At 50.5% G+C, this 22,249-nt stretch carries 21 protein-coding genes and 1 pseudogene; 10 read left to right on the top strand and 12 right to left on the bottom strand.

What is annotated here, in order from left to right:
* The 7 genes from ACM1PF_RS16920 to ACM1PF_RS16890 all read right to left on the bottom strand — a co-directional run bounded on the left by ACM1PF_RS16920 (position 1) and on the right by ACM1PF_RS16890 (position 3,715).
* Positions 1–321 (bottom strand): type II toxin-antitoxin system RelE/ParE family toxin, encoded by a 321-nt coding sequence (locus ACM1PF_RS16920; protein ID WP_416676445.1) that lies wholly within the window; start codon positions 319–321, stop codon positions 1–3.
* Positions 322–329: 8 nt separating this feature from the next.
* Complete coding sequence (locus ACM1PF_RS16915) at positions 330–623, bottom strand: AbrB/MazE/SpoVT family DNA-binding domain-containing protein (RefSeq protein WP_416676444.1); 294 nt, start codon at positions 621–623, stop codon at positions 330–332.
* A 58-nt stretch (positions 624–681) separates the two neighbouring features.
* The gene (locus ACM1PF_RS16910) at positions 682–1,281 is read right to left on the bottom strand and encodes an energy-coupling factor transporter transmembrane component T family protein (RefSeq protein ID WP_416676443.1); all 600 of its coding nucleotides are present in this window, start codon (positions 1,279–1,281) and stop codon (positions 682–684) included.
* A gap of 127 nt (positions 1,282–1,408) precedes the next feature.
* Positions 1,409–1,672 (bottom strand): DUF6887 family protein, encoded by a 264-nt coding sequence (locus ACM1PF_RS16905; RefSeq protein ID WP_416676442.1) that lies wholly within the window; start codon positions 1,670–1,672, stop codon positions 1,409–1,411.
* Positions 1,659–1,847, bottom strand: coding sequence for a DUF6888 family protein (locus ACM1PF_RS16900; RefSeq protein WP_416676690.1), 189 nt, complete (start codon positions 1,845–1,847; stop codon positions 1,659–1,661). The genes ACM1PF_RS16905 and ACM1PF_RS16900 overlap by 14 nt, the downstream gene beginning before the upstream one ends.
* 101 nt (positions 1,848–1,948) lie before the next feature.
* A complete protein-coding gene (locus tag ACM1PF_RS16895; RefSeq protein ID WP_416676441.1) occupies positions 1,949–2,623 on the bottom strand; it encodes an energy-coupling factor ABC transporter ATP-binding protein in 675 nt (224 codons plus the stop codon).
* A 45-nt stretch (positions 2,624–2,668) separates the two neighbouring features.
* Positions 2,669–3,715: a hypothetical protein gene (locus ACM1PF_RS16890; protein WP_416676440.1), complete on the bottom strand. Its 1,047-nt coding sequence runs from the start codon at positions 3,713–3,715 to the stop codon at positions 2,669–2,671.
* 343 nt (positions 3,716–4,058) lie between these two features.
* Between ACM1PF_RS16890 and ACM1PF_RS16885 the strand changes: the two are divergent.
* Together ACM1PF_RS16885 and ACM1PF_RS16880 are read left to right on the top strand one after the other, a co-directional pair.
* Positions 4,059–5,062: pseudogene (locus ACM1PF_RS16885) on the top strand (iron ABC transporter substrate-binding protein).
* Between the two features lie 159 nt (positions 5,063–5,221).
* Positions 5,222–6,799, top strand: a complete 1,578-nt coding sequence (locus ACM1PF_RS16880; RefSeq protein WP_416676689.1) for an ABC transporter permease — start codon at positions 5,222–5,224, stop codon at positions 6,797–6,799.
* On the opposite strand, the gene ACM1PF_RS16875 is transcribed toward ACM1PF_RS16880, so the two are convergent.
* Entirely contained in the window at positions 6,759–6,983 is a 225-nt protein-coding gene (locus ACM1PF_RS16875; RefSeq protein WP_416676439.1) for a hypothetical protein, read from the bottom strand. The genes ACM1PF_RS16880 and ACM1PF_RS16875 overlap by 41 nt on opposite strands.
* A 331-nt stretch (positions 6,984–7,314) precedes the next feature.
* Between ACM1PF_RS16875 and ACM1PF_RS16870 the strand changes: the two genes are divergently transcribed.
* Entirely contained in the window at positions 7,315–9,696 is a 2,382-nt protein-coding gene (locus ACM1PF_RS16870; RefSeq protein WP_416676438.1) for an AAA-like domain-containing protein, read from the top strand.
* Positions 9,697–9,766: 70 nt separating this feature from the next.
* Entirely contained in the window at positions 9,767–10,486 is a 720-nt protein-coding gene (locus ACM1PF_RS16865) for a DUF305 domain-containing protein (RefSeq protein WP_416676437.1), read from the top strand.
* Positions 10,487–10,658: 172 nt separating this feature from the next.
* Here the strand turns inward: ACM1PF_RS16865 and ACM1PF_RS16860 are convergent, their stop codons facing one another.
* Positions 10,659–11,354, bottom strand: a complete 696-nt coding sequence (locus ACM1PF_RS16860) for a hypothetical protein (protein ID WP_416676436.1) — start codon at positions 11,352–11,354, stop codon at positions 10,659–10,661.
* Positions 11,355–11,801: 447 nt separating this feature from the next.
* Here ACM1PF_RS16860 and ACM1PF_RS16855 point away from each other — a divergent pair, with 447 nt between their 5' ends.
* Positions 11,802–12,020, top strand: a complete 219-nt coding sequence (locus ACM1PF_RS16855; RefSeq protein ID WP_416676435.1) for an NfeD family protein — start codon at positions 11,802–11,804, stop codon at positions 12,018–12,020.
* A 20-nt stretch (positions 12,021–12,040) separates the two neighbouring features.
* Here the strand turns inward: ACM1PF_RS16855 and ACM1PF_RS16850 are convergent, their stop codons facing one another.
* Positions 12,041–13,249: a metallophosphoesterase family protein gene (locus ACM1PF_RS16850; RefSeq protein WP_416676434.1), complete on the bottom strand. Its 1,209-nt coding sequence runs from the start codon at positions 13,247–13,249 to the stop codon at positions 12,041–12,043.
* A 209-nt stretch (positions 13,250–13,458) separates the two neighbouring features.
* Here ACM1PF_RS16850 and xth point away from each other — a divergent pair, with 209 nt between their 5' ends.
* Both xth and ACM1PF_RS16840 read left to right on the top strand, forming a co-directional pair.
* Positions 13,459–14,259, top strand: coding sequence for an exodeoxyribonuclease III (gene xth, locus ACM1PF_RS16845; protein ID WP_416676433.1), 801 nt, complete (start codon positions 13,459–13,461; stop codon positions 14,257–14,259).
* A gap of 174 nt (positions 14,260–14,433) precedes the next feature.
* Positions 14,434–15,942: a low-complexity tail membrane protein gene (locus ACM1PF_RS16840; RefSeq protein WP_416676432.1), complete on the top strand. Its 1,509-nt coding sequence runs from the start codon at positions 14,434–14,436 to the stop codon at positions 15,940–15,942.
* Here the strand turns inward: ACM1PF_RS16840 and ACM1PF_RS16835 are convergent.
* Complete coding sequence (locus ACM1PF_RS16835) at positions 15,906–16,706, bottom strand: HepT-like ribonuclease domain-containing protein (RefSeq protein WP_416676431.1); 801 nt, start codon at positions 16,704–16,706, stop codon at positions 15,906–15,908. The genes ACM1PF_RS16840 and ACM1PF_RS16835 overlap by 37 nt on opposite strands.
* 755 nt (positions 16,707–17,461) lie before the next feature.
* On the opposite strand from ACM1PF_RS16835, the gene ACM1PF_RS16830 reads away from it, so the two are divergent.
* The gene (locus tag ACM1PF_RS16830; RefSeq protein WP_416676430.1) at positions 17,462–18,016 is read left to right on the top strand and encodes a GAF domain-containing protein; all 555 of its coding nucleotides are present in this window, start codon (positions 17,462–17,464) and stop codon (positions 18,014–18,016) included.
* 47 nt (positions 18,017–18,063) lie between these two features.
* Here the strand turns inward: ACM1PF_RS16830 and ACM1PF_RS16825 are convergent, their stop codons facing one another.
* Positions 18,064–19,023 carry a glycosyltransferase family 2 protein gene (locus ACM1PF_RS16825; RefSeq protein WP_416676429.1) on the bottom strand — a complete coding sequence of 320 codons (960 nt, stop codon included), beginning with the start codon at positions 19,021–19,023 and terminating at the stop codon, positions 18,064–18,066.
* 617 nt (positions 19,024–19,640) lie between these two features.
* On the opposite strand from ACM1PF_RS16825, the gene glgA reads away from it, so the two are divergent.
* Together glgA and ACM1PF_RS16815 are read left to right on the top strand one after the other, a co-directional pair.
* Positions 19,641–21,116: a glycogen synthase GlgA gene (glgA, locus tag ACM1PF_RS16820; protein WP_416676428.1), complete on the top strand. Its 1,476-nt coding sequence runs from the start codon at positions 19,641–19,643 to the stop codon at positions 21,114–21,116.
* A gap of 177 nt (positions 21,117–21,293) precedes the next feature.
* Positions 21,294–22,235: a response regulator gene (locus ACM1PF_RS16815; RefSeq protein ID WP_416676427.1), complete on the top strand. Its 942-nt coding sequence runs from the start codon at positions 21,294–21,296 to the stop codon at positions 22,233–22,235.
* The last annotated feature ends 14 nt before the right edge of the window (positions 22,236–22,249 follow it).

Raw genomic sequence — 22,249 nt, 5'->3', positions numbered from 1 at the left:
TCAGGAGCCTTCATCATCCATGATGGTATTAACGTTCTGCACTCCATGTAAAACTCGCAGAATCTCAATTCCGCCTGTAATCGGGCGGTAAAAAATCAGGTACTTGTCAAAACCAGGAATGAACCAGCGGCGAACCTCTACCAATTTAGGAGACTTGAACTCCTGGCGTTGCCCCTTCCTTGGCATCTGAGCCAGCTTTTCAAATGCCATCTCCGAGGCTTCAATAAACCGTTCCGCAATATCAGGATTAATTTGGGCAAGATACAGAACATGCTTTAGCAGATCCTGCTTTGCCTTAGCAGTTCTCTTAACTCTGGGCACGGGTCAACCTACTGAGCCTGTCTAACGGTTTGCACAACCTGCCGCAGATTATTCCAGTCCGCTTCAGTCATATCCGTCGATTCACCACTATTAATCCCTTCCAGCAAAAGTTCTTCTACCTGTTCCTGAGTTAGCTCCGTGGTGGGCACAGCAATCGCCGGACGCAGCAAAATGCCCTCTGGTGTCTCTTCTGCAATCACCAGTGATCCTTCCTTCAACCCAAACCGACTCCGTAACTTGGCAGGAATAACCAATGTTCCACGCTTCCCGACTTTACTGGTTTCACTATGTGGAGTTGCCATAAGTTCAGAGGATCTGAAGATCAAATTTTCGTACACGATATGGTTTTATTGTAGGCGATCATTCTTCAAATCCTCTTGCCTCGATCGCATCACTTAACTCATCGGCCATTCGCAAGGTTTTAATGAATAGGGGAACCAGTAGAGCCAGAATCGGGCGATCGATGCCGCGAGCCTGCTGGGCTTCCTGAATTTGGCGCACCTGATCCAGCAGAACGGGAATTAAGCGAAGAGCCAGGGCAATCATCAGGCTAATTTTACCCGGATGAATTCCGAATCTTTGGAACGGTTGGAGGGCTTGCTCGATCGCTTCCACCATGTCGGACACGCGGGTGGTGAGGGTAATGAGGCTGGCAAAGAGGATTAGAACCAAAAATCGCAGAACGGCGATCGCTCCAGTCGTCCAATCTCCAGAAATGCCATAGATCAGCAGAATGCCTGCAAACAGCCAGAAGACGGGATGGATTTGCTCCCAAAGCGGACGGAGGGGTAACCGGGATAGGACACACCCCAAACCTGCGATCGTTAAGGGCGGAACAAATCCCAGGAGATCAGGAATGAGAGCTACCCAGATCCCCATTGCAGCCAACATTAAGAGTTTAGTGCTGGCAGCAAGGCGATGAATTAGGGATCGGCGGTGAATATAGAGTCCAAGAGTCATGAAAGTTTAATGGCAATATTCGATATTACCGATCGCAGTTCTTATTCGAGGAGGGAAGTCAGTTGCTCAAGCCTTTCATTTCAACAGCGCATTCCTGTAACCTTTCAGGCTTTCACGAAATCCCTTTTTAGTCATCCCTGTTATCGCTGGCTCCCTCAACCCTCATGTTAGTCCTCTGTATGTTGCTGCTTCTGATCGCTTCTAGCTTTTGTCGAATTGCGGCTTGCACCTTCTCATCAAAATCAGGCTCATCCGGACGAGCAATAATCCTGCGTGGACGCTGATTAATTCTGTCTAGATAAGCTTGAAACGCAGCTTGATCGCCACGATGCTTCAGAAAGTACTGCTTCAATTCCGCATCAGACATTGCGTCATAATTAGTTTGACTCATCGGACAACTCCCCATTGGGCAAAATTTGAAACTCAATCTCCTCATCGTATCCGGCGAGAACATACAGATTTTGAGTTCGCGCATCAATGCAAATTAAATGTATTGGTTGAAGCATCGTAAACGTCAGTTGATAACCAATACGATACAAACTTGCTAGTTGAGTAGCAGTGGGCATTTCAGGTCGCTGCATCACACCAATTGCTGCCCATTGTAGCAATTGTTTCAGTTCCCTCACAATGTCCACCTCATGGGAGTTGCGGCTGACTTCATAGGGGTTCAGGACATGAGTTGGACATAGTAGGGGAGCGCGATCGCAGGGTGATCATCCATCACCACTTTTCCGGCTTCAAACACAATGACGCGATCGAAGTCTTTCAGTAACTCTAAATCATGGGAAACCACAATAATCGACTGTTCAAGCTGCCAGAGGGTGCGCTGAATTCGATTGCGGTTGCGTAGATCGAGTAACGTTGTGGGTTCATCAAAAATAATGTACTGCGGATACATCACCAACACTGAAGCGATCGCCAGCAGTTGTTTTTCTCCCCCGCTAAGGAGATGGGTTGGTTGATGGCGCAGATGCTCCAGATCATACCGCTGAAGGATAGTGTGAATTCGATCGGTGATTTCTCTCTGACTCAGTTTGAGATTTTTTAAACCAAAGGCCAGATCTTCCTCTACGATCGGAAAGACAATCTGATTGTCTGGATTCTGGAACACAAATCCGACTTTACGCCGAACGGCTTTGGTATGGTGGCGCGTATTCAGATGATCAACCCAGACATTACCCTGATCAGGAATTAATAATCCATTCAGCAACCGCGCAAAGGTACTTTTACCAGAACCATTACTGCCGACAATGCCAATCCGCTGCTCGGACAGGGTAAGGGTAATTTGATTCAGAATCACCCGATCGCCAAAGCTATGAGTTACCACCTGCACCTGCATCATGGGCTATATCCCAACAAACCCGGTGAAAAGAGTCTGCAATGAAAACTACCAGGGGTATTGATTCCAAATTCCCAGCAGAATACTGTCGTTCTCTTCCAGGGGTTCCAACGTCATATACAACCTTCCCTCAACCGCTGGAGAGGTTAAGCGATAAATCGACGTTCCCCGATGCGCCCCTTCCGGCCGAATCGTGAACCCTGCATCGATTAACTGCTGTTGATAGCCTGCAAAAAACTCAGCGAAGTTGGACTCCGGCACTTCCACCAGTCCCAATATTCCTTCCCGCATTTGTCCATCGGAGCCAGAATACCATGCCGCATCATTAACTCCCTGGGTAACGGGTTGTTCTAGCACCTGCCAGGCTGCTCCTAAGGGTACGCCAGCAATATCAGAAGGTGTAGTGGTTTCCGGTTCTTCGGGTGCTTCCGGTACTTCTGGCTCTTCTGGCTCTGGCTCCTGGGCTTGCGGTTCTGGGGAGGGGGAAGGAGCTGGAGTGGGGGAAGGCGCGGGTGGGGACGGTTCCGGTTCCAGGGGCGGTTGCACTACGACGATCGGCGGTTCGGGTTGAGGTTGGGGCTGCGGTGGAGGTGGTTCTGGAGGGAGATCGGCGGCGGGTGGCTCAGGGGTCTGGGGCAGGGGTTCAGGCGATCGCAGGGGTAACTCCGCCATCGGAATGATCAGTTCCTCGTCGGCTTCGGCTTCCACCTCAGGCGTAGGAGAGGCGATTGGAAAGAGCAACACCAATCCATGCAAAATCAAGGCTCCGATCAGGGCCAGCAATGAAACAGAGGATTTTGAATCGTTCGGTTTTGCAGCGTTGAATAACTTTGAAGGGACAGGCTGAGGCGATCGATCAGAATCAGCTACAGAATCACTGGGCTGGGGAGAAAGGGCAGTGGAAGAGTGGGGCGATGGTTGAACGACCGAATTCAGCTCATCTTGCTGCTGCGGGACTTGCTGCTGCAAAACCAGATCGACGAGGGTTTCTCGGTCTAGCGATTGCAATTCGGCTCTGGTCAGGCTGGGCTTAGTACGTTCTTGCGATCGCTTGGGAAACTTCATTGCGGTAGGTCGGACTAATCGACGTTGCACACTATCTCCAAAGATTCTGATTTCTGCTTATTCCTTTAGGATTGTAGATCCATTCTTATTTGACCATCCTATACGCATTGGGCAATCTTGCCAATTGGGATTCTGGTCATTACCAAACAAAATACTTGCCCTGTTGACAATTCAGTCAAATCCTGATCTGATCAGGCGTTCACAGCTCCCTGAATTCTACATAGCTTGCCAGAAACTCTGGCATTTAGCTCAGTTGCCTGTGCCGATCGCCAAAATAGTTGAGAATAATTCTTGTTTTGTGACTAGCGTTAATGCTATATATTGTCCTTGAAATTGCAAACTACTCTCAACTAAAAGGAGCTTGACCTTGGCGATGTTCAACCTTGCTCGAATTTCGATCGGTGCAGTTGCCCTGCTCACGACCTGGGGAATTGGGTTAGTCGGTGAGGCCCTGGCCCAAACGATCACCATTTACTCTGGTCGAAATGAAGCCCTGATTGGGCCTCTGATTGAACAGGCAGAACAGGATCTGGGAATTGAGATCGAAGTCCGTTATGGAGACACCGCTGAACTGGCGGCCACCATTCTGGAGGAAGGCCGGAACAGCCCTGCGGATTTGTTTTTTGGTCAGGATGCTGGAGCATTGGGAGCTTTGGCGCGGGAAGGCCGTACCGCCGATATTCCCGAAGATCTATTAGCTCTGGTCGATGAGCGATTTCGTTCTCCAGATGGTCAGTGGGTTGGAATTTCGGCCGCAGTCGGGTGATCAACTACAACACCGATTTAGTTGAGGCATCGGAACTGCCCAACTCCATCTGGGAACTGACGGAACCCCAATGGCAGGGGCGGGTGGCCTGGGCCCCCACGAATGGTTCCTTCCAGTCCTTTGTGACAGCATTACGTTTAACGGAAGGAGACGATCGCGCTCTGGAGTGGCTTGAAGCCATGCGGGATAACGGGGCAGTGGTTTACAACAACAACACGGCGATTGTAGAAGCCCTGGGACGCGGCGAGATTGATCTGGGTTTAACCAACAATTACTACCTCTATCGCTTCCTGGCGGAAGATCCCAACTTCCCTGTGGCGCAGCACTACACTCGCAACGATGCGGGTTCCATGATCAACGTCGCAGGGGTGGCCATCATTAACACCACTGATCAGCAGGAAGAGGTGGAAGCCTTCGTCCGCTATCTGCTCACGCCGGAAGGTCAGGAATTTTTCGCGCAGGAAACCAAAGAGTATCCTCTGGTGGTGGGTATTGAACCCCCCGAAGATCAGCTGCCGATCGACGAGATCAATCCCCCGCGCATTGACCTCAGCGACCTGGCAGATCTAGAAGGAACTCTGCAACTACTTGAACAAGCGGGCGTTTTGTAGGTTAATAAATTGGTTCGCTCTTCATCGTATCTCCTCCGCGCCGTTCACCTCCCTGTTTAGTATGTTTGGACGATTTTAGTGGCTGAAAATACTTCCCCTGGATCGGCATCATCGCGTTGGCTACAAAGCCGGAGTCGTCCCCAAGTGCGCCCTCCCTGGATGTTGCAGTTGATCGGTATCTTCGCAGCAATTCTGATTTTGTTGCCATTGACATACCTGGTAATTCGAACGGCAGGGGTAGGACTGGAAGACCTGTGGCGATACATCACTCGTCCGCGCACAGCGGAAATTGCGCTGAATAGTATTGGTCTTGCCCTGGCCACCACCACTCTATCAGCGTTAATTGCTATTCCCCTGGCGTTTTTAACCGTCCGAACTGATTTACCCTGGCGACGGTTTTGGACGATCGCCACCACGTTACCTTTAGCAATTCCAACCTATGTGGGGAGTTTTGCTCTTTTAGCAGCCTTCGGCCCAAGGGGGAGCATTTTGCAGCTTTGGCTTCGCCCCCTTGGGGTCACCCAACTCCCCTCCATTCACGGTTGGGTTGGGGCAACCCTGGCCATTACGCTGTTCACCTATCCCTACTTATTACTCAGCGTCCGGAGTGCCCTGCAAGGCATGGATCCTGCCTTAGAGGAAGCTTCGCGCAGTTTGGGGCATAGTCCTGTTTCTACTTTTTTTCGGGTCACTTTACCCCATCTGCGTCCGGCGATCGCCGCAGGAGGATTATTAGTCGCCCTCTATACCCTGCAAGATTTTGGTACGCCCGCATTGATGCGGTTTGACTCGTTCACCTGGGCGATTTTTTTGCAGTATCGAGCCAGCTTTAACCGTCACCTGGCAGCCGCTTTGTCGTTAATGCTAGTGCTGCTGATTCTGGTGATTTTGATTTTGGAGCACCGTGCTCGAACTCAGGCTAAGTATTACAGTCGAGGATCGGGTTCTCAGCAAAAGCAACGGCTTATCCCCCTGGGCAAGTGGAAAGGGTTGGCGATCGGGTTTTGTACGCTGGTCGCTTTGATGACCCTGGTGTTGCCCGTGGGAGTGATTGGCTTCTGGCTTTATCGGGGAGTCGTCTTGGGTGGGGCGGGGCTATCTCCGTTTTCAGGAATGCTCACCTATGCCTTTAATTCCGTTTATGCAGCAAGTTTAGCTGCGATCGCTTCTGTGCTGTTTGCTTTGCCGATCGCCATTTTGGCCGTCCGGTTTCCTAGCCGCTTCAGCAGTTCTCTAGAGGTGTCTTCCTATCTGGGATTTGGCATGCCAGGAATCGTTGTCGCTCTATCCCTGGTCTTTTTTGGAGCCAATTATTTACCCTTCATCTACCAGAAGCTGCCGATGTTGATCTTTGCCTACCTAATCCTGTTTTTACCGCAGGCAGTAGGCATGATCCGCAATTCCCTGTTGCAGGTTAGCCCAACGTTAGAAGAATCGGCTCGCTGCCTGGGCAGAACGCCCTGGCAAGCAGTTCGGGATGTGGTGGTTCCCCTCGTGCGACCCGGAATGATTAGCGGCGCGATGCTGATTTTCCTCACTGCAATTAAGGAATTACCCGCAACCCTGCTGCTGGCTCCGATCGGATTTCGGACGCTGGCAATTCAGGTGTGGTTAGCGACGGCTGAAGATGCCGCTTTCTCTCAGGCGGCCGCTGCATCGCTGGTGATTCTGGCAGTCTGTACGATTTCAACTTTGATTATTCTTTCTCAGGAGGGACGGAGGGGAGTGAGGGAGTGAGGAGTGAGGAGTGAGGAGTGAGGGAGTGAGGGAGTGGGGTGAGTGGGTGAGATTGTTTGAAAGATTGTAGAAAGCGATCGAGATCTTGACTCAAGGAACCAAAAATGTAAGCTCGATCGATGCCATACTGCCATCCCTGGTCATCTAACCATTGCAGCAACCGAACCAGGATGTGTTGACACATCTGCTCATCCTGCTAGCGACGTTTGGCGAGCGAATCATCCAGCAATTGTGTATTGAACGCCATCCGCCATAGCTTTACCGTACCTTCAACCAAAATTACAAAAGACGGTTAAACCCATGCCGATCGCTGAAGCCCGTAAAGGGTAAGCTAAGGATCATGGATTAAATAACCTGTGAAACGTTTTACCTCGCTGACTGGGCGGGCAAGATGCCCACCCCACAAGAATAGAATTCTAGATTATTAAGTTTGCACTTCTAAGAACACCAGTCTGCATAAAGCATAACTCCCCACTTCCCTACTCCCCACTTCCCCACTCCCCACTCCCCATCCCATGCCCCACTACCGTTACCACGTCGGAGGAACCCTTACCAGCAATGCCCCCAGCTATGTAGAGCGACAAGCCGATCGCAGCTTATACGATGCCTTAAAGCAAGGGGAATTTTGCTATGTCCTCAATTCGCGGCAGATGGGCAAATCTTCACTGCTGGTACGCACTAAGAATCGTCTGGAGCAAGAAGGGTTTCGCTGTATGGCGATCGACATGACCAATGTGGGCAGTGAGCAGGTGACTCCAACTCAGTGGTATAAGGGCATTGCCGCAGAGCTATGGTCAGGGTTTGGGCTGATGGAAGCCTTTAGCTTGAAAGCCTGGTGGCAAGAGCATGAGGAAGTTTCCCTGCTGCAACGGCTGAATCGGTTAATTTTGGAGCTACTGCACCGCTGGCCAGACGATCGGCTGTTTGTCTTTGTGGATGAAATTGATAGCATTCTGAGCCTGGGCTTTTCCGTTGATGACTTTTTTGCCCTGATTCGCTACTGCTATAACCAGCGGGCCATCAACCCGATTTACCAGCGAATCACCTTTGCCATCTTTGGCGCGGCCACTCCTTCGGATCTGATTCAAGACCGCAACCGGACTCCCTTTAATATTGGTCGAGCGATTCATTTAGCAGGATTCCAACTGCACGAAGCCCAGCCACTCGCCGCAGGACTCCAACTACACCAGGGAAATCCGCAGGATGTGCTGAAGGCAATTCTGCACTGGACCAACGGACAGCCCTTTTTAACCCAGAAGCTCTGCCAGATGGTAATGCAGATCAGCCAGGAGCGATCGGATGAAGTCTTGATCATTCCGCCTGGAACCATTTCGTTCTGGGTAGAAAATTTGGTGCAAACCCACATTATCCATCAGTGGGAGTCCCAGGATGAACCAGAACACTTGCGAACCATCCGCGATCGCCTCTTACGCAATGAACAGCGAGCGGGCAAAATTCTAGGCATTTACCAACAGATTCTTAATAATCATCCGGTGAGGGTAGATGATAGCCGAGAGCACATTGAACTGTTGCTGTCTGGATTGGTGGTGAAGCAGGGCGATCGACTACGGGTAAAAAATCCGATTTACCAGGCAGTCTTCAACCTGAACTGGGTGAACCAACAGCTAGCCGCCCTTCGTCCCTATTCCCAATCCCTGGAGGCATGGCTGATCTCCGATCGCCAGGATGAGTCTCGCCTACTCAGGGGACAAGCCCTCAAGGATGCCCAGCACTGGTTACAGGGAAAAAGCCTCAGCGAGGTGGACTACCAATTTTTAGCAGCCAGCCAAACCTTCGATCGTCAGGAAATGGAGCGTACCCTGGAGGCAGCCCGCGCTAAGGAAATGGCAGGACGGTTAGCTAGTGAACAGCGTCGCCTCAAGCAACAACGACAAGCCAACACAATTCTTTCCCTGCTGCTGGTGGGAGTCACCCTCAAGTTTGGCTTTTTTCTGTGGCTGTGGCTATCTACGCTCTCTCAGTATCGAAGAGCCATTGCCAATGAAGTACGGGCCATGACTCAGACGGTGGAACTGGCGACAGCGTCCTCGCCCAATTTGGATACGTTAATGAACGCCATCTGGGCGGAACAACGCCTGCAAGAGTTGAGCCGCACCCATCAAATTGCCCCTGAGCTTCAACCACAGGTAGAGTCTGCGCTACAACAAATCCGTGGCATTACAGAATTCGATCGCCTCCAGCAAGAGAGTACTGTCAATGCGGTAGTTTTTCATCCTTCAGGACAGGGATTCCTTGCGGCTGGGGGTCGCGTGGTTCAACACTGGGCGATCGATGGCACACTCTTAAGAACTTTCAATGGTCATACAGACACAATTTTGGATGTTGCCGTTCATCCTCAGGGAGACTGGATTGCTTCTGCCAGCGCCGATCGCACCGTCCGGCTTTGGGACTCAACCGGAATCGCCCAACACACCCTGGATCATGCCACCACAGTTTGGCGAGTTGCCTTCAGTTCTGATGATCAAACGATCGCTTCTGCCAGTCAGGATGGCAGCGTCAAACTTTGGCACCTGAAGGCTGAAACGGATCCTCAACTCATCCAAACCCTGGAAACTGGACAGGGAGCGGTATTGGCAATTGCCTTTAGTCCTGATGATCAAACAATCGCTTCAGCAGGTCAGGATGGCACTATCAAACTCTGGCGCATTACAGACGGTCAACTGCTCCAAACCCTCAACCATCACCGCGATCGAGTACTTGATATTGCCTTTAGTCCCGATGGACAGACGATCGCCTCCGCCAGCCAAGATCAGTCCATTGCCCTCTGGAAGCTTCATGGCAATCAAACCTTTCAACTCGATCAAATTCTGAACGAACATCAGAACCCGGTTCACCGCATCGCCTCTCAAGAACAATCCCCACCTCCACCCCCTTGACTTTCCCCTCGACTGGAGACTTTAAAACAGAGGCAGACATAGTGATTTTGCAGAGTAAATGAATAACCCCATGAATAGGAATCTTTTGACTCAGTTGACCCTTAGTAGTAGTTTGATCGTCCTGTCCCTGGGATTGGTGGCTTGCACAGGTGCTTCAACGGGTAATGAGCCATCTTCCTCTGAGGCTACGGATTCTGAGGTGGCAGCCGGACATGGGGGTGGACATGGTTCAAATCATGGCTCAGAAATGCCTCTGTCGGAGGAAATGGATCATGGCGATATGCACATGAGTCTTGGCCCTCAGGATGAACTGTTTGACCTGCGGTTTATTGATGCCATGATTCCCCACCATCAAGGGGCAGTGGAAATGGCAGAGGAGGCTCTGGATAAGAGCGATCGCCCTGAAATCCAGACTTTATCTCAGGAGATCATTACTGCCCAGGAGCAAGAGATTCAGCAGCTTCAGGAATGGCGGCAGGCATGGTATCCCGATGCAGGGGGAACGCCCGTTATGTATCACGAAGCAATGGGACATACGATGCCAATGACGGAGGAAATGCGTCAGGCGATGATGATGTCAGGAGACCTGGGGGAAGCCGATGCTGAATTTGATTTACGCTTTATTAACGCGATGATTCCCCATCATGTGGGTGCAGTAGAGATGGCGCAGGAAGCCCTGGAAAATAGCGATCGTCCAGAAATTCGAGAATTAGCTCAGGCAATTATTGATGCCCAGGAACAGGAAATCGCACAGATGGAACAGTGGCGACAGGAATGGTACGGTTTGTAATGAACTTCGATCGTCACCTTCAGCCAAATTCTTGTGGGGTGGGCATCTTGCCCGCCCAGTCCGCAAAGCAGAAAACTCCACAGATTGCTTTATCTTCTTGTGGGGTGGGCATCTTGCCCGCCCAGTCCGCAAAGCAGAAAACTCCACAGATGGTTTCATCCACCATCCGAAACTATCGATCGATATATTGACGCAACCCCAGGCTGTAACGAGTCGATCGCACATTTGTAACATAGTGAAACGGGCGATCGGATGCCTCAATAAATTCTGGTTCTGGTGATTCTGGTGATTCTAGAGTGAGTGAATTCGTAGCTGCACCATTCATTCTCCTGAATCCGGGTGCTTGCATTAAAACTAGATGACCTGGCGTAGTATCAATCTGCACGGAGTGGGTTCCCTGGCGATCGGCGCAGTGATAAAGATCGGCCTGGCCGCTAATGTTGATAATACAAATCAGATTAACGGCTCTAAGACTATCGCGGTGAGGTGTAATCCCCAGTTGCCCCAGTTCATAGCGTTGCAGCACGATCGAGTTGAAACGGAGGGGTGTGCGAAAAGGACTGACCGGGAATAACCCGATCGCCTCATCCACCAGGCATTGTAAGTTTGCTTGGAGTTGAACATACAGGGAAGTATCTGGAAAAACCTCGCAGGCACTATACTCCGTCTGGACAATGCGATCGCCCGTTCCAATGACCTTGATATCGGGCTGATAGATACACTGCTCAGCTTCCTGTTGAAGTACCTTGCGGTAGGGTTCATCCAGTAACGGTACTGAAATGATGTTTTGCTGACTGAGCGATCGAATACTGCTGTAAAGATCAAATGGATCAAGTAAAAAGAACAGTTTTTCCTCAGAAAAGCTCATTACTAATTTCTATTGTAGCGAATGACTGGTCGCAACTAGCGATCTATCCTGAGACTGATTAAGTAGAGCATGAAGATGAGATTGAGAACCTGCTCAAACTGCTGAAATTCCTCAGGGATAAGAGACTTTTCCACCGGATAACATAACCGTAGCGGCATATTTGGAGCCGGACAGACTTTCCTCAATACCTGTTTGACGATCGGATTTGGAGGTCATGCTTTATCTAGAGCAGCCATCATCAAAAAGTGAGAGGGAGTATCTATTAATTCTAAGCCTGTTAACAATTCGCAACTAATTGTAATTCGCTTTCGTGAACAAAAACTAATCGCATTGTAGGATCAAGGCAAGGAAACTCACGTTAGTTATATCGGTTTTATACAGGTTCAATACATCAAACGATTTGTTGTACCTCTGGTAGGATCTTGTCTCTGCATAAGGAGGTAGATTGTGTTCACTTTTCAGAAATCCTCTGATCAACGAGCCACTGTAGAAGAAACCATCCGACCCAACCATTCTGGGCGAGTGCGGTTTCAGGGAAGCTGGTGGTTTGCTCGGTGTCAAGCAGATGTCACTATTGAGCCTGGGGAGGAGGTCAAGGTGATTGGGCATCAAGGCATTACGCTGTTGGTTGAACCCATGTTGGCCTTCGCAAATCAGGGGCGTTAGCGTATCCTGATCCCGTTCCCCTAGGCACGGCAGAGGGTTGCGTTTAACCGATTTTCACACTCTGAACGTTCAGAGGCCGTTAGCTCTTCGGGTTCCACATCTCGACGGAGCACTACCCCATTGTGTCCTGTCAGAAAGCGGGGTAATTCGTCTGTCCGAATTGGCTCTAAGGTCTGCATATCGTAGGTGGTGTAGGTAGTGCTGGCTGACGTATCCAGAGCAATATCCATGACAGTAATGGTCTTGCGGGGAGGAGTTTGGCTGGCAATCAGTTGACGTGCCCCTGACCCTAAAATTCCTGTGTGAAGTAACTGTAGCTTACCCTTGTGTCCCGGATAGTAAGCGTGGTGATGACCACTAATGTAGGTGTGCACGTTATACCGCTCCAGTAGCTCTCGCAGGGCATCGGCATTTTCCATGACCTCAAAGGCAGAATCCCGTCCGGTGGCGACAGCATAGAGCGGTAGATGGCTAACTAAAATTCGCATCCTGGCCGATCGAGCGGCTGCGCTAGATAGGGCTTGTTCCACCCAGGCGAGTTTGTCGGGTGGAATGTGGTGGGAGGAGCCATCCCAGGCCATGAAGAAAATGCCTCGCCTCTCGAAGGTGTAGTAGTAGGGAAACTCAAAGCGATCGATGAATCGTAATCCTGGATCATGAGCTGGATTATGCCAGTATTCAACGGCTAGATCCCGTTCGCGCTGGAAGATGAAGTTTCCGTCTGTCCCCAATGCTGCAGAGGCATCGTGATTGCCGATCGTAAAGCCAAAGGGCATATTTTGCTGGCGAAGGGGAGCGGCGACGTGCTGATCAAAGGCAGCCCACATGGCGCGGATCTGTTCATCGCTGAGATCCAGCTTTTGCCCCGCGATCATATCTCCCCCACACAGAACCAGGTCTGGCTTCCAAAAGGGAATCAGGGCAATACCTTTGTCTACTTCCGGCTCGTATTCCGTTGAACCATAGGCACTGTTCAGATCGCTAATCACGACAATTCGCACATCTCCGTGAGGCGGATTGACAAAGGTTTGAGGATTCGCGCGGCTAACGATCGCCTGGGTTTCGGGCGGTAGGGGTGATGGCACTATTTCCACTTCCTGCAACTCAGGGGCTTGAGATTGCGGGGAGAATTGAATTGCGCCCTGCTCCTGACAGCCATAAATCAGCAGGCTCAGGCAAAGTCCGATCAAACATCCAGCCAACAGTTGCAGGAATCGCCAACGATGCATTGGTTCAGAAGTCTCCTTTCAGCCTTCAGGAATACGATACTGCAAATTTAGAGAGGTTGGGGGGGCAGCCGGAGGTAGTGCGATTGGAGTTGAGGATGGGGAATTTCGGTCGGTTTTAGCGGTTTTAGGAGAGGGATTCGGTATGATTGGTAGGCTTTAGCATGGTTAATTTTGAGCTGAATTTTGCAACGCTTGATGTTTGAGACTCTATGAAAATTGCGACCTGGAATGTGAATTCGATCCGCTCTCGGTTGGCTCACGTGGTGGAGTGGCTGGAGAACCAGCCGGTGGATGTCCTGTGTGTTCAGGAAACCAAGGTGGTAGACGCAGATTTCCCGAAGGCAGATCTGGAGGCGATCGGTTATACAGCCTATATCTCAGGTCAGAAGTCGTATAACGGGGTGGCTTTGCTGAGTCGGGAACCGCTGGAGTCGGTCAGTATGGGATTTACGTCTGTGTTGGGATCTCCTTTGGCAGAGACGATCGCCGATTTGGATGAGCAGAAGCGGGTGATTACGGGAGTGCTGGGGAATGTGCGGATTGTGAATCTGTATGTCCCTAATGGCTCGGCGGTGGGCAGTGAGAAGTATGAGTATAAGCTGCGATGGTTGGCGACATTACGGGATTACCTAAAGTCGCTCCTGTTAGAAGATCAGGGATTGGTCGTCTGCGGCGATTTCAATATTGCACCGGACGATCGAGATATTTACAAGCCTGAAGGCAAAGAAAATCACATCATGGCTTCCCCCGCAGAACGGCAGGCGTTGCAGACCACTGTGTTAGATCTGGGACTCGTTGATGCATTTCGGCAACTACATCCAGAGGCAGGGCAATTTACCTGGTGGGATTATCGGACGGCTGCTTTTCGCCGGGATGCGGGTTGGCGAATTGACCATCACTACATTTCCCCCCAGTTGGGCGATCGGCTGGTGGACTGCGTGATCGACAAGGTTCCCAGAGGTTGGGAGAAGCCTAGCGATCATACCCCTGTCATTCTAGAGTTGGGGTAATTCTGGAGGGAGAGGCTTGTTAATTCAGCTTACGGCTGATTACGGCGATCGCATCAAGCTGCAAAAAATTATTACAAATTATGTTTAGTTGCTTCAGATCAAATCCTGTCTCCCAAGGGGGCTGCACTGCGGTAGTAGTATGGCAGTGTTGTCCGATCGGTCACGTTGAGTTCTATGCGCTCGTTCTGGTCTGATCCATATCTTTGGGTTCATCTGGCAGGCATCGCTGCATTGCCGATTTTCCTGGAACTCTGCCTGGTAGGTCTGGCGGTGGGTGAGCCGCTCCTACCCGTTTGGTTGGAGTTACTATTCGTGGGTAGTGTTGGCATCTTGCCTATTCTTTGGATGCAGTGGCAGCGTCCCTTTTCCATCTTCAGTTTGCCGTTGATTGTCCTCAAACCAACTCGGCTGACAGACGATCAGCGTCGCATCTTAAACCGCTTTAAGTCCCCAATTAATCGCGGGTTGGCAGTGGTTGTGGCGATCGTCATGGCATGGGTGCTGTGGCAACTGTATCAAATTGCGCCGTTAGCCTCCCCCAGTCCCTACCTTTCTCCGGCTCCACGGGGGCTGGGGGTGCTGGTTGCGGCGATCGCATTTTTGATTTGCAACTTATTTGTGCAAATTCCCATTAGCGTCCTGGCCGTTTTAGGAACGACTGAAGCCCAGTTTGCCACCACCGAACCCTATGCCGTTGGGCAAATCTCCAGGGACTTTACGCTACCGGGCATTCGCGTCTTACATTTGCTCCCTCCCCTCATTTCTGAACCGAAGGCTCCCAGTGCCCGTCCGCCCGCAGCTCAGAGTCTCGAAGATCCAGGGGTGACTGCTGTTGAAATCACTGAGGCAGCAGCTATCCCTGACGATTTTGAGGAAGAGGCGGTGACAGAAGAGGTGGAAGGCATTCCAGACTCATCGATCGCCGATGGCTCTAATGCTCCTGAAGCTCAATTTGATGCCGTTGAACTGAGTGCGGAAGCAGAGTTTGAGTTTAGTTCTGAACCAGAGTTTGAGACTCAAGAGATTGTGCCGGATGAAGAGGAGGCTGGCTTGACTGAGGCGGATGTCTCTACTGAGGCGGCGATCGAGGAGGTGATGACCCCCCCGGCGGCGGTTGAAGGATCGGCTCCGATGGCGGATGTTCCTCCGGTTGAGGAGATTGCCCCTGTTGAAGGCACTCCGCCTGTTGAAGAAGCTCCGCCTGTTGAAGAGACGCTGACTGTTGAAGGCACTCCGCCTGTTGAAGAGACTCTCCCAGTTGAAGAGACTCTAACTGTTGAGGAGACAGCCGCGATCGATACAAAACCTGCGATCGAGCCATCCCTTCCCCCCTCCCCTCCTGATCCACCCACCGCAGAGATTGCTGTGCCTCAGTTAGATGAGGAAGAAAGTGTGACTGAAACCATTGAACTCATTGAACCGATCGATCGGGTAGAGGCATTTGAGCAGAATGGTGCGGAGAGTAATTTCCCAGACAGCAGAGCGACTGAACCAGATGAAGCAGGGGATTCTCTGACTGAAGCGTGGACAGATGAAGCTGTAAAACCCGATGACGAACGAACTACGGCTCAAGGGAGGGAATCAGCGGCTAAACCTGAGATTGTAGAAGATGAATCAGTAACGGAAACCTGGGAGATCGAATCTTTTCAAGCAGGTTCTGAAATCAGGGAGCTGGATACATAATCGCTGCTGGGAGGAATGGGCACTCCTGGCCACACCAACGGCTCAATATAGCGAATTAACCGGGGAATTCCCTGCTCTACTGCCTGCCAAATTGTCTCCGCCTCTGCTTGATGTTCTTCACAGGTCAAACAGTCACACACATCAATAATCACCGACCAGGGAATTTCGGGATGCTGGGTTTTGGTAGTTTGGGAAATCTGCTTGATTGCCTCACCAATTAACTCCAGTTGCCGCACCGTCGCATCTTGCAGGAGCGTACAGTCGCACGTTTGAAACTGTTCCCAGCAAATGTCTGATGTGTATCGTTGAATGCGTTGGCAGGCAATTAGAACATCCAGCAGTAGGGCTTGCTCCTGTTCGGCAGCGGTAAGGGGATTGGTTAGCTCAGGGGGTTCAGAGAGATGGCAGCAGCCCGAATCATAAACCACGATCGCAGCATCCAGAATTTGCTGGCGGCGAATGTAGTTTTCGCTTTGCTCGATCGCTTCCTTGGGGAGTAAGCAAACCGTTTGCCCCAGGATCGACGTTAATTCATCCCTCATTTGAACCAGATCGCAAGATGTCGGATGAATATCAGGTTCAAAGTTGACCAGAACCCCTATACTGCTGCCCGCTGACTGACTCACCCCACTGTTCCCTGCTTCCCAGGCGACGGGTAAGGCAGGGCAAAACAGGGAAAACTGACAGATTTTCCACTTCTGGCAGAATGCTGGAATCTCGTTGGCGATCGTTTGCTCGGACAGGGCGACGTTCTTCACTTTCATTGCCTTTGACCAAAATCAGGGTCATCGATAATCGATACTCGACACACGGGAATGAGGCGATCGGCAGTGGGGCGATGGGGAATAGCCTGGCAGAAACAGGGAGATGAAAAACCGAGGGGCTGGGAACGAGCGATCGGAGGCAGGGTGATGGCGGCTTGACTGAAGACTCAACAGGGAAACTTTTGCAGAGATATTGCTTGAACTCAAGCGACAATCTGGAGACTCAATCATGCCTGAACCACGATTCCCCTATCATGCCTCCTATTTTGCATTCTGTCCAAACTAACTGGGTCTGGGTGGCAAGACTTGACCCAGACTTACTTATCTTTACAAAGACAGTCTGGCTCAATCCGCAAAATTTGCTTGATTTAGGGCTGTGTGGGTCAGTAATGCAGTATCTGATTCGCGCTTTTATTCCTCCAGTCTTCCAGCTCAAATCCTTTACTCCTCTTTACCCAAGTAAAAAAATATTTGAATATTCGATCGCCCAAAAGAATAGGAGCTAAACACCCAAAGGAGGAATCGAGAGTGGCTCACTTGGGGGATGAAATGGGAACAATATTTATCAAGTTCAATATTCGTCAACGCAATGCCTAACTTGCCGTCCCATGCCCCCAATTGAGTGATTATTCATTGGAGAGCAGCCCACGCTCCCTCCCCACTCACTCCTATATATCTCAATCCTATATACAATGAGAAACAATGTTTTTCTTTGGAACTATTTCATTCTATTTCTGTAGAATTTACCGATAAAGATGACTTCGCCATTGACTCCTCATTCGTCCGGCAACGCATTACCATCCAGACAATCCCTTTCAAGGCAATCCGGTTTACATCGGGTGATTAGCCATCTAACTGAATCTCTGCAACAAGATATGCTGGTTCGGCAAACAGTTTACCCGTTACAAACGTCGCTTCAGGTCGATCGCATTGTGTTGTATCACTTCTATCGGCCCTGGAAGGGGCAAGTGACCTACGAAGCATTGAGTGATGGGCGTTATTCGATTTTGGGCTCTACCGGGGCAGATGACTGTTTTAACGATGAATACGCGGACTTATATTTGACGGGACGGATCCGGGCGATCGCAGATGTGAACCGGGAACCCATCCATGAATGCCATCGAGCATTTCTGCAAAGCTTACAGATTAAAGCTAATCTCGTGGTGCCGGTGCTCACCGCAAGCGGACTGTGGGGATTACTGATTGCCCATCACTGTCGATCGGCCCATCCCTGGACGGATTGGGAAATTGAGCAAATGCAAAAGGGAGCAGAAGCCCTGGCCGCTGCCCCCTCGATTCGTGCCAGTTAAAATTCAACCTCAATAGATTTTGAGCAATGAATTTTGAGCCTGGTGAACTAAGCTTTCCCTAAAGCAAGGCGAAGGCGAGTCCGCATTCTTACTCGTGCTCTCAAACGACCGTAAACCTGGGACAGGACGACACAACGAACATAGCGCAGGATTGCGAAGGCGCAGAGCCACTTCTGCCAAACGGGCATGGGCACAGCATTGATAATCTCCCACATGTCAAAAGTCGCTTCAGTGTTAATTTTGGCTAAAACGTTGGAGTTATCCATTTCGTAATGCTTATGCGTCTTCTCCCAGGCAGCGACATCGCGTTGCGGTCTATAGCGATGGGCGAGTAATTCTGGAATATGACCAAAGGGGCCTGCTAAACAAAGCTCGGCTGCTAGCACATGATCCTGGGCTGCTACGAGGCGCATTCCGCTCGTTGACAGTATTGCTTCGCGGCGATACATCGTATAGATCGGATCGATAAATCCATAGTCCGCTGTCATGAACCAGACCATGCGGCAGAACCGCTCATAGGTATGAGGGGAATCGAGCCGTTTGCCCTTGAACTCACGGTAGTATAGGGTTCCATCGGGGAGTTCATGATCCTGCTCGGTGGTGACTGCCATGAAGTTGGGATGGCTATCCAGAAATTCTACGCATTTGCGAGTGTATGCTGGCTCTAACCAGTCATCATCACCAATCCAGCGAAAGTATTTTCCTTGAGATAATTCAAAAACGCGGTTAAAGTTGCCGCTTTGCCCCAGGTTTTTGGGATGTCTAAAGTATTTGATTCTGGCATCTCGACGAGCATATTCCCGACAAATTTCTTCCGTTCGATCGTCTGAGAGATTATCGCCAATGACAACTTCAAAGTTTTCAAAGTCCTGGGCGAGGAAGGACTCAAACAGGCGGGGCAAAAACTTTTCCCCATTCCGAACGGGTATGCCAAAGCTGACGATCGGTTTAGATGCCTGTTGATTTGAATGCTCAACTGCACCGTTATCACGAACGCTATTATCCATGATGAATTTCCCTAATTAAGCTAATAAAGACCTAAAGTCTGGATCTGCTCCAATCTGAATAGACCCTATATTGACTGGGGGCAATGGCATATCAGGTTCGATTCAAATATGAGTCTTGTCCAATTTTTAATTCAGATGAACTTCGACCAATCGATATGAACTACTCGGTTACAACTACTTGACCAGCGTTGCCAGTCTTTCGCAAACCGTGAAAATCATGCCAATTACTATGAGTTATTTAGAACGCTTCTTGCAATTGAGCCATCTATAGGTTCAACGAAGCTTCATATTCAGGCGCAGAACTATAAAAAAATGAATGAGAAATCTGCAAAATTTTCCTGGCGATGTCAGCAGATTTCCGGAGGACGAGTATCCTACAGCTCTGATATAGTCTTTCATCCAACTGAGCGTACACCGGGATGATTCCTCGATCGATCCCTCTGCTGATTCACAGAACGATCGCCCCACCCCTTGTTACGGAACGTAAAGTATAATATTCTGCCTAGCGAGGGGCAAATCGTACCTGTTCGTTCGGCGAGTTTGCTGCATCGGGTAGGTAGTGTAAATGCTTCATTTGTCAACCGTGCAATAACATTTTTGATTTAGATATAAGTCCCATGTACATTGTGCAAATTGCTTCCGAATGTGCCCCGGTCATCAAAGCAGGTGGCTTGGGTGATGTGGTCTATGGTCTCAGCCGCGAGCTAGAGATCCGGGGTCACACCGTAGAAATCATTTTGCCCAAGTACGACTGTATGCGGTATGACCATGTTTGGGGCTTGCATGAGGCATACCGGGATTTGATGGTTCCCTGGTATGGGGCAGCCATTCGTTGCCATGTGGACTGTGGTTGGGTGCATGGGCGGCTGTGTTTCTTTATTGATCCTCAGTCGCAGGATGAGTTCTTTAACCGGGGAGTCTACTACGGCTGTTCAGATGATCAGATGCGCTTTGCTTTTTTTAGTAAGGCAGCCCTGGAGTTCTTGCTTCGTAGTAACAAGCGTCCTGATATATTGCACTGTCACGACTGGCAGACGGGGCTGGTTCCAGTATTGCTATACGAAATTTATCAGTATGGCGGCATGGCCCATCAGCGGGTTTGCTACACCATCCACAACTTCAAGCATCAGGGGGTTGCGGGTCAAGATATTTTAGCGGCAACAGGGCTGAACCGACCCGATTACTACTTTGAATACGATCGCCTGCGGGATAATTTCAATCCGTTCGCGCTGAATCTGATGAAGGGGGGAATTATTTACTCCAACTTTGTCACCACGGTTTCCCCTCACCACGCCTGGGAAGCGCACTATGGCGAGTTTGGCTACGGGTTGGGGCACACGCTGCATATGCATCAACATAAGTTTGGCGGTGTCCTCAATGGAATTGATTATGAGGTCTGGAATCCCGAAATCGATCGCTACACTCCCTATCAGTACAGCGCCGATGATATGAGCGGCAAGCTGAAAAACAAGAAAGCTTTACAGGAACGGCTCTGGCTCAAACAAGCCAACAAACCGATCGTGGCTTATATTGGTCGCTTAGACGAGCAGAAGGGCGTGCCGTTGGTACACCATGCCATCTACTATGCCCTGAACCGCAATGCTCAGTTTGTGCTGTTGGGGTCTGCGACGGAACCGGGGATTAACAGTTGGTTCTGGCACGAAAAGGGTTTCCTGAATGACAACCCGGATGTGCATATTGAACTGGGCTTTAACGAAGAACTCTCCCATTTGATCTACGCTGGGGCCGATCTGATCATTGTGCCCAGTAATTTTGAACCCTGTGGGCTGACGCAGATGATTGGCTTGAAGTATGGCACAGTGCCGATCGTCCGGGGGGTTGGCGGTCTGGTGAATACGGTGTTCGATCGAGATTACGATACCTATCATCCTCCAGCAGAACGCAACGGCTACGTTTTTCACCAAATGGATTTCCCCGCGATCGAATCGGCGATGGATCGGGCGATCGGGCTGTGGTATCACTATCCCAAGGAGTTCCGGCAACTCCAGCTTCAGGGTATGGAGTACGACTATTCCTGGAATCATCCGGGCACGAGCTACCTGGAGATTTTTGAATATATCCGGCACAAGTAGCCTGTAGGGCAACTACATTCAAAATTCTTGTGGGATGAGAAACTGCCGGTTCGATCAGGGAATGGGGGCGGATTGGGTTGGGCTGAAGATTGTTTTAAGGTGGAGAAGGGCACTCTAGGATGAGAGGCGGGAATTCCACTGAGATTCAGTCACGCAGCATCGAGTCAGACCAAACCCATGCAAAATGCATTCAGTCACTCGCAACCATCTACTCCTCCAGGTTCAGGCAATGAATTGTCTAACCTGAGAATTCTGTTGGCAGAAGACAATGTGCTCAACCAGAAGCTAACCGTCCGCCAGTTGTCTGGACTGGGGTTCTGGGCAGAGGTGGTGGCAAATGGACAAGCTGCCGTTGATGCGGTGACCCATGCAACCAGTGACTTCACTTATGATCTGGTATTGATGGACTGCCAGATGCCTGAACTGGACGGATTTGCTGCAACACAAGCCATTCGAGACTGGGAACGTTCCAGGGGGCTACAGTCCCATCCCATCGTGATTGTTGCCATGACTGCAAGTGACCTGAGGCAAGATCAGCAACGGGCGATCGAGGTTGGCATGGATGATTACCTGGTGAAGCCAATACGCCAGGAAGGGCTGCGGCGGCTGCTAGAGCGATGGGGTCATGTTGCGCTGCACCGTACAGCGATTCGATCCAGTGCACTATCTAGTGTTTCATCCAGCCCTGCTTCTCGCCAATCCAGCCCCTCGTTATCCAGCCCCTCCCCTAACCTGCCTGCTTCCACCCATTCGACTATTCAAAATGGTTCGATCGCCCTGGATGAAACCCGTTTCAGGCATCTGAGTTCCCATCTTCATCATCTCCATCGTCTGGCGGATGGTTCCCCAGAATTTGCGGCTGAACTCCTGCAACTCTTTATCAGTGACAGCTATCAGCACTTGCACCAATTGCAGTTAGCGATTATCAGCCAAGACTTTCTGCAAATTGAACAGATTGCCCATCACCTCAAAGGAGCCAGTGCCAACCTTGGGGCAGATGCCATCCAGCGGATTGCTGAAGAAGTTGAACAGCGTTCTCGACAACAGCAGGGAGAGGGGTTAGGCAACCTGGCTATCCGGCTGGAGGCTTCGCTCAGGCAACTCGAAATGCTGGTATGAGCTGAAGGACAGGT

Source organism: Egbenema bharatensis FJBBOT/2019, assembly GCF_048077055.1.
In the GTDB taxonomy this organism is placed as follows: Bacteria; Cyanobacteriota; Cyanobacteriia; order Elainellales; family Elainellaceae; genus Egbenema; species Egbenema bharatensis.
The sequence above is the reverse complement of the archived record's forward strand: the minus strand, read 5'-3'. Positions and strand labels throughout refer to the sequence as shown.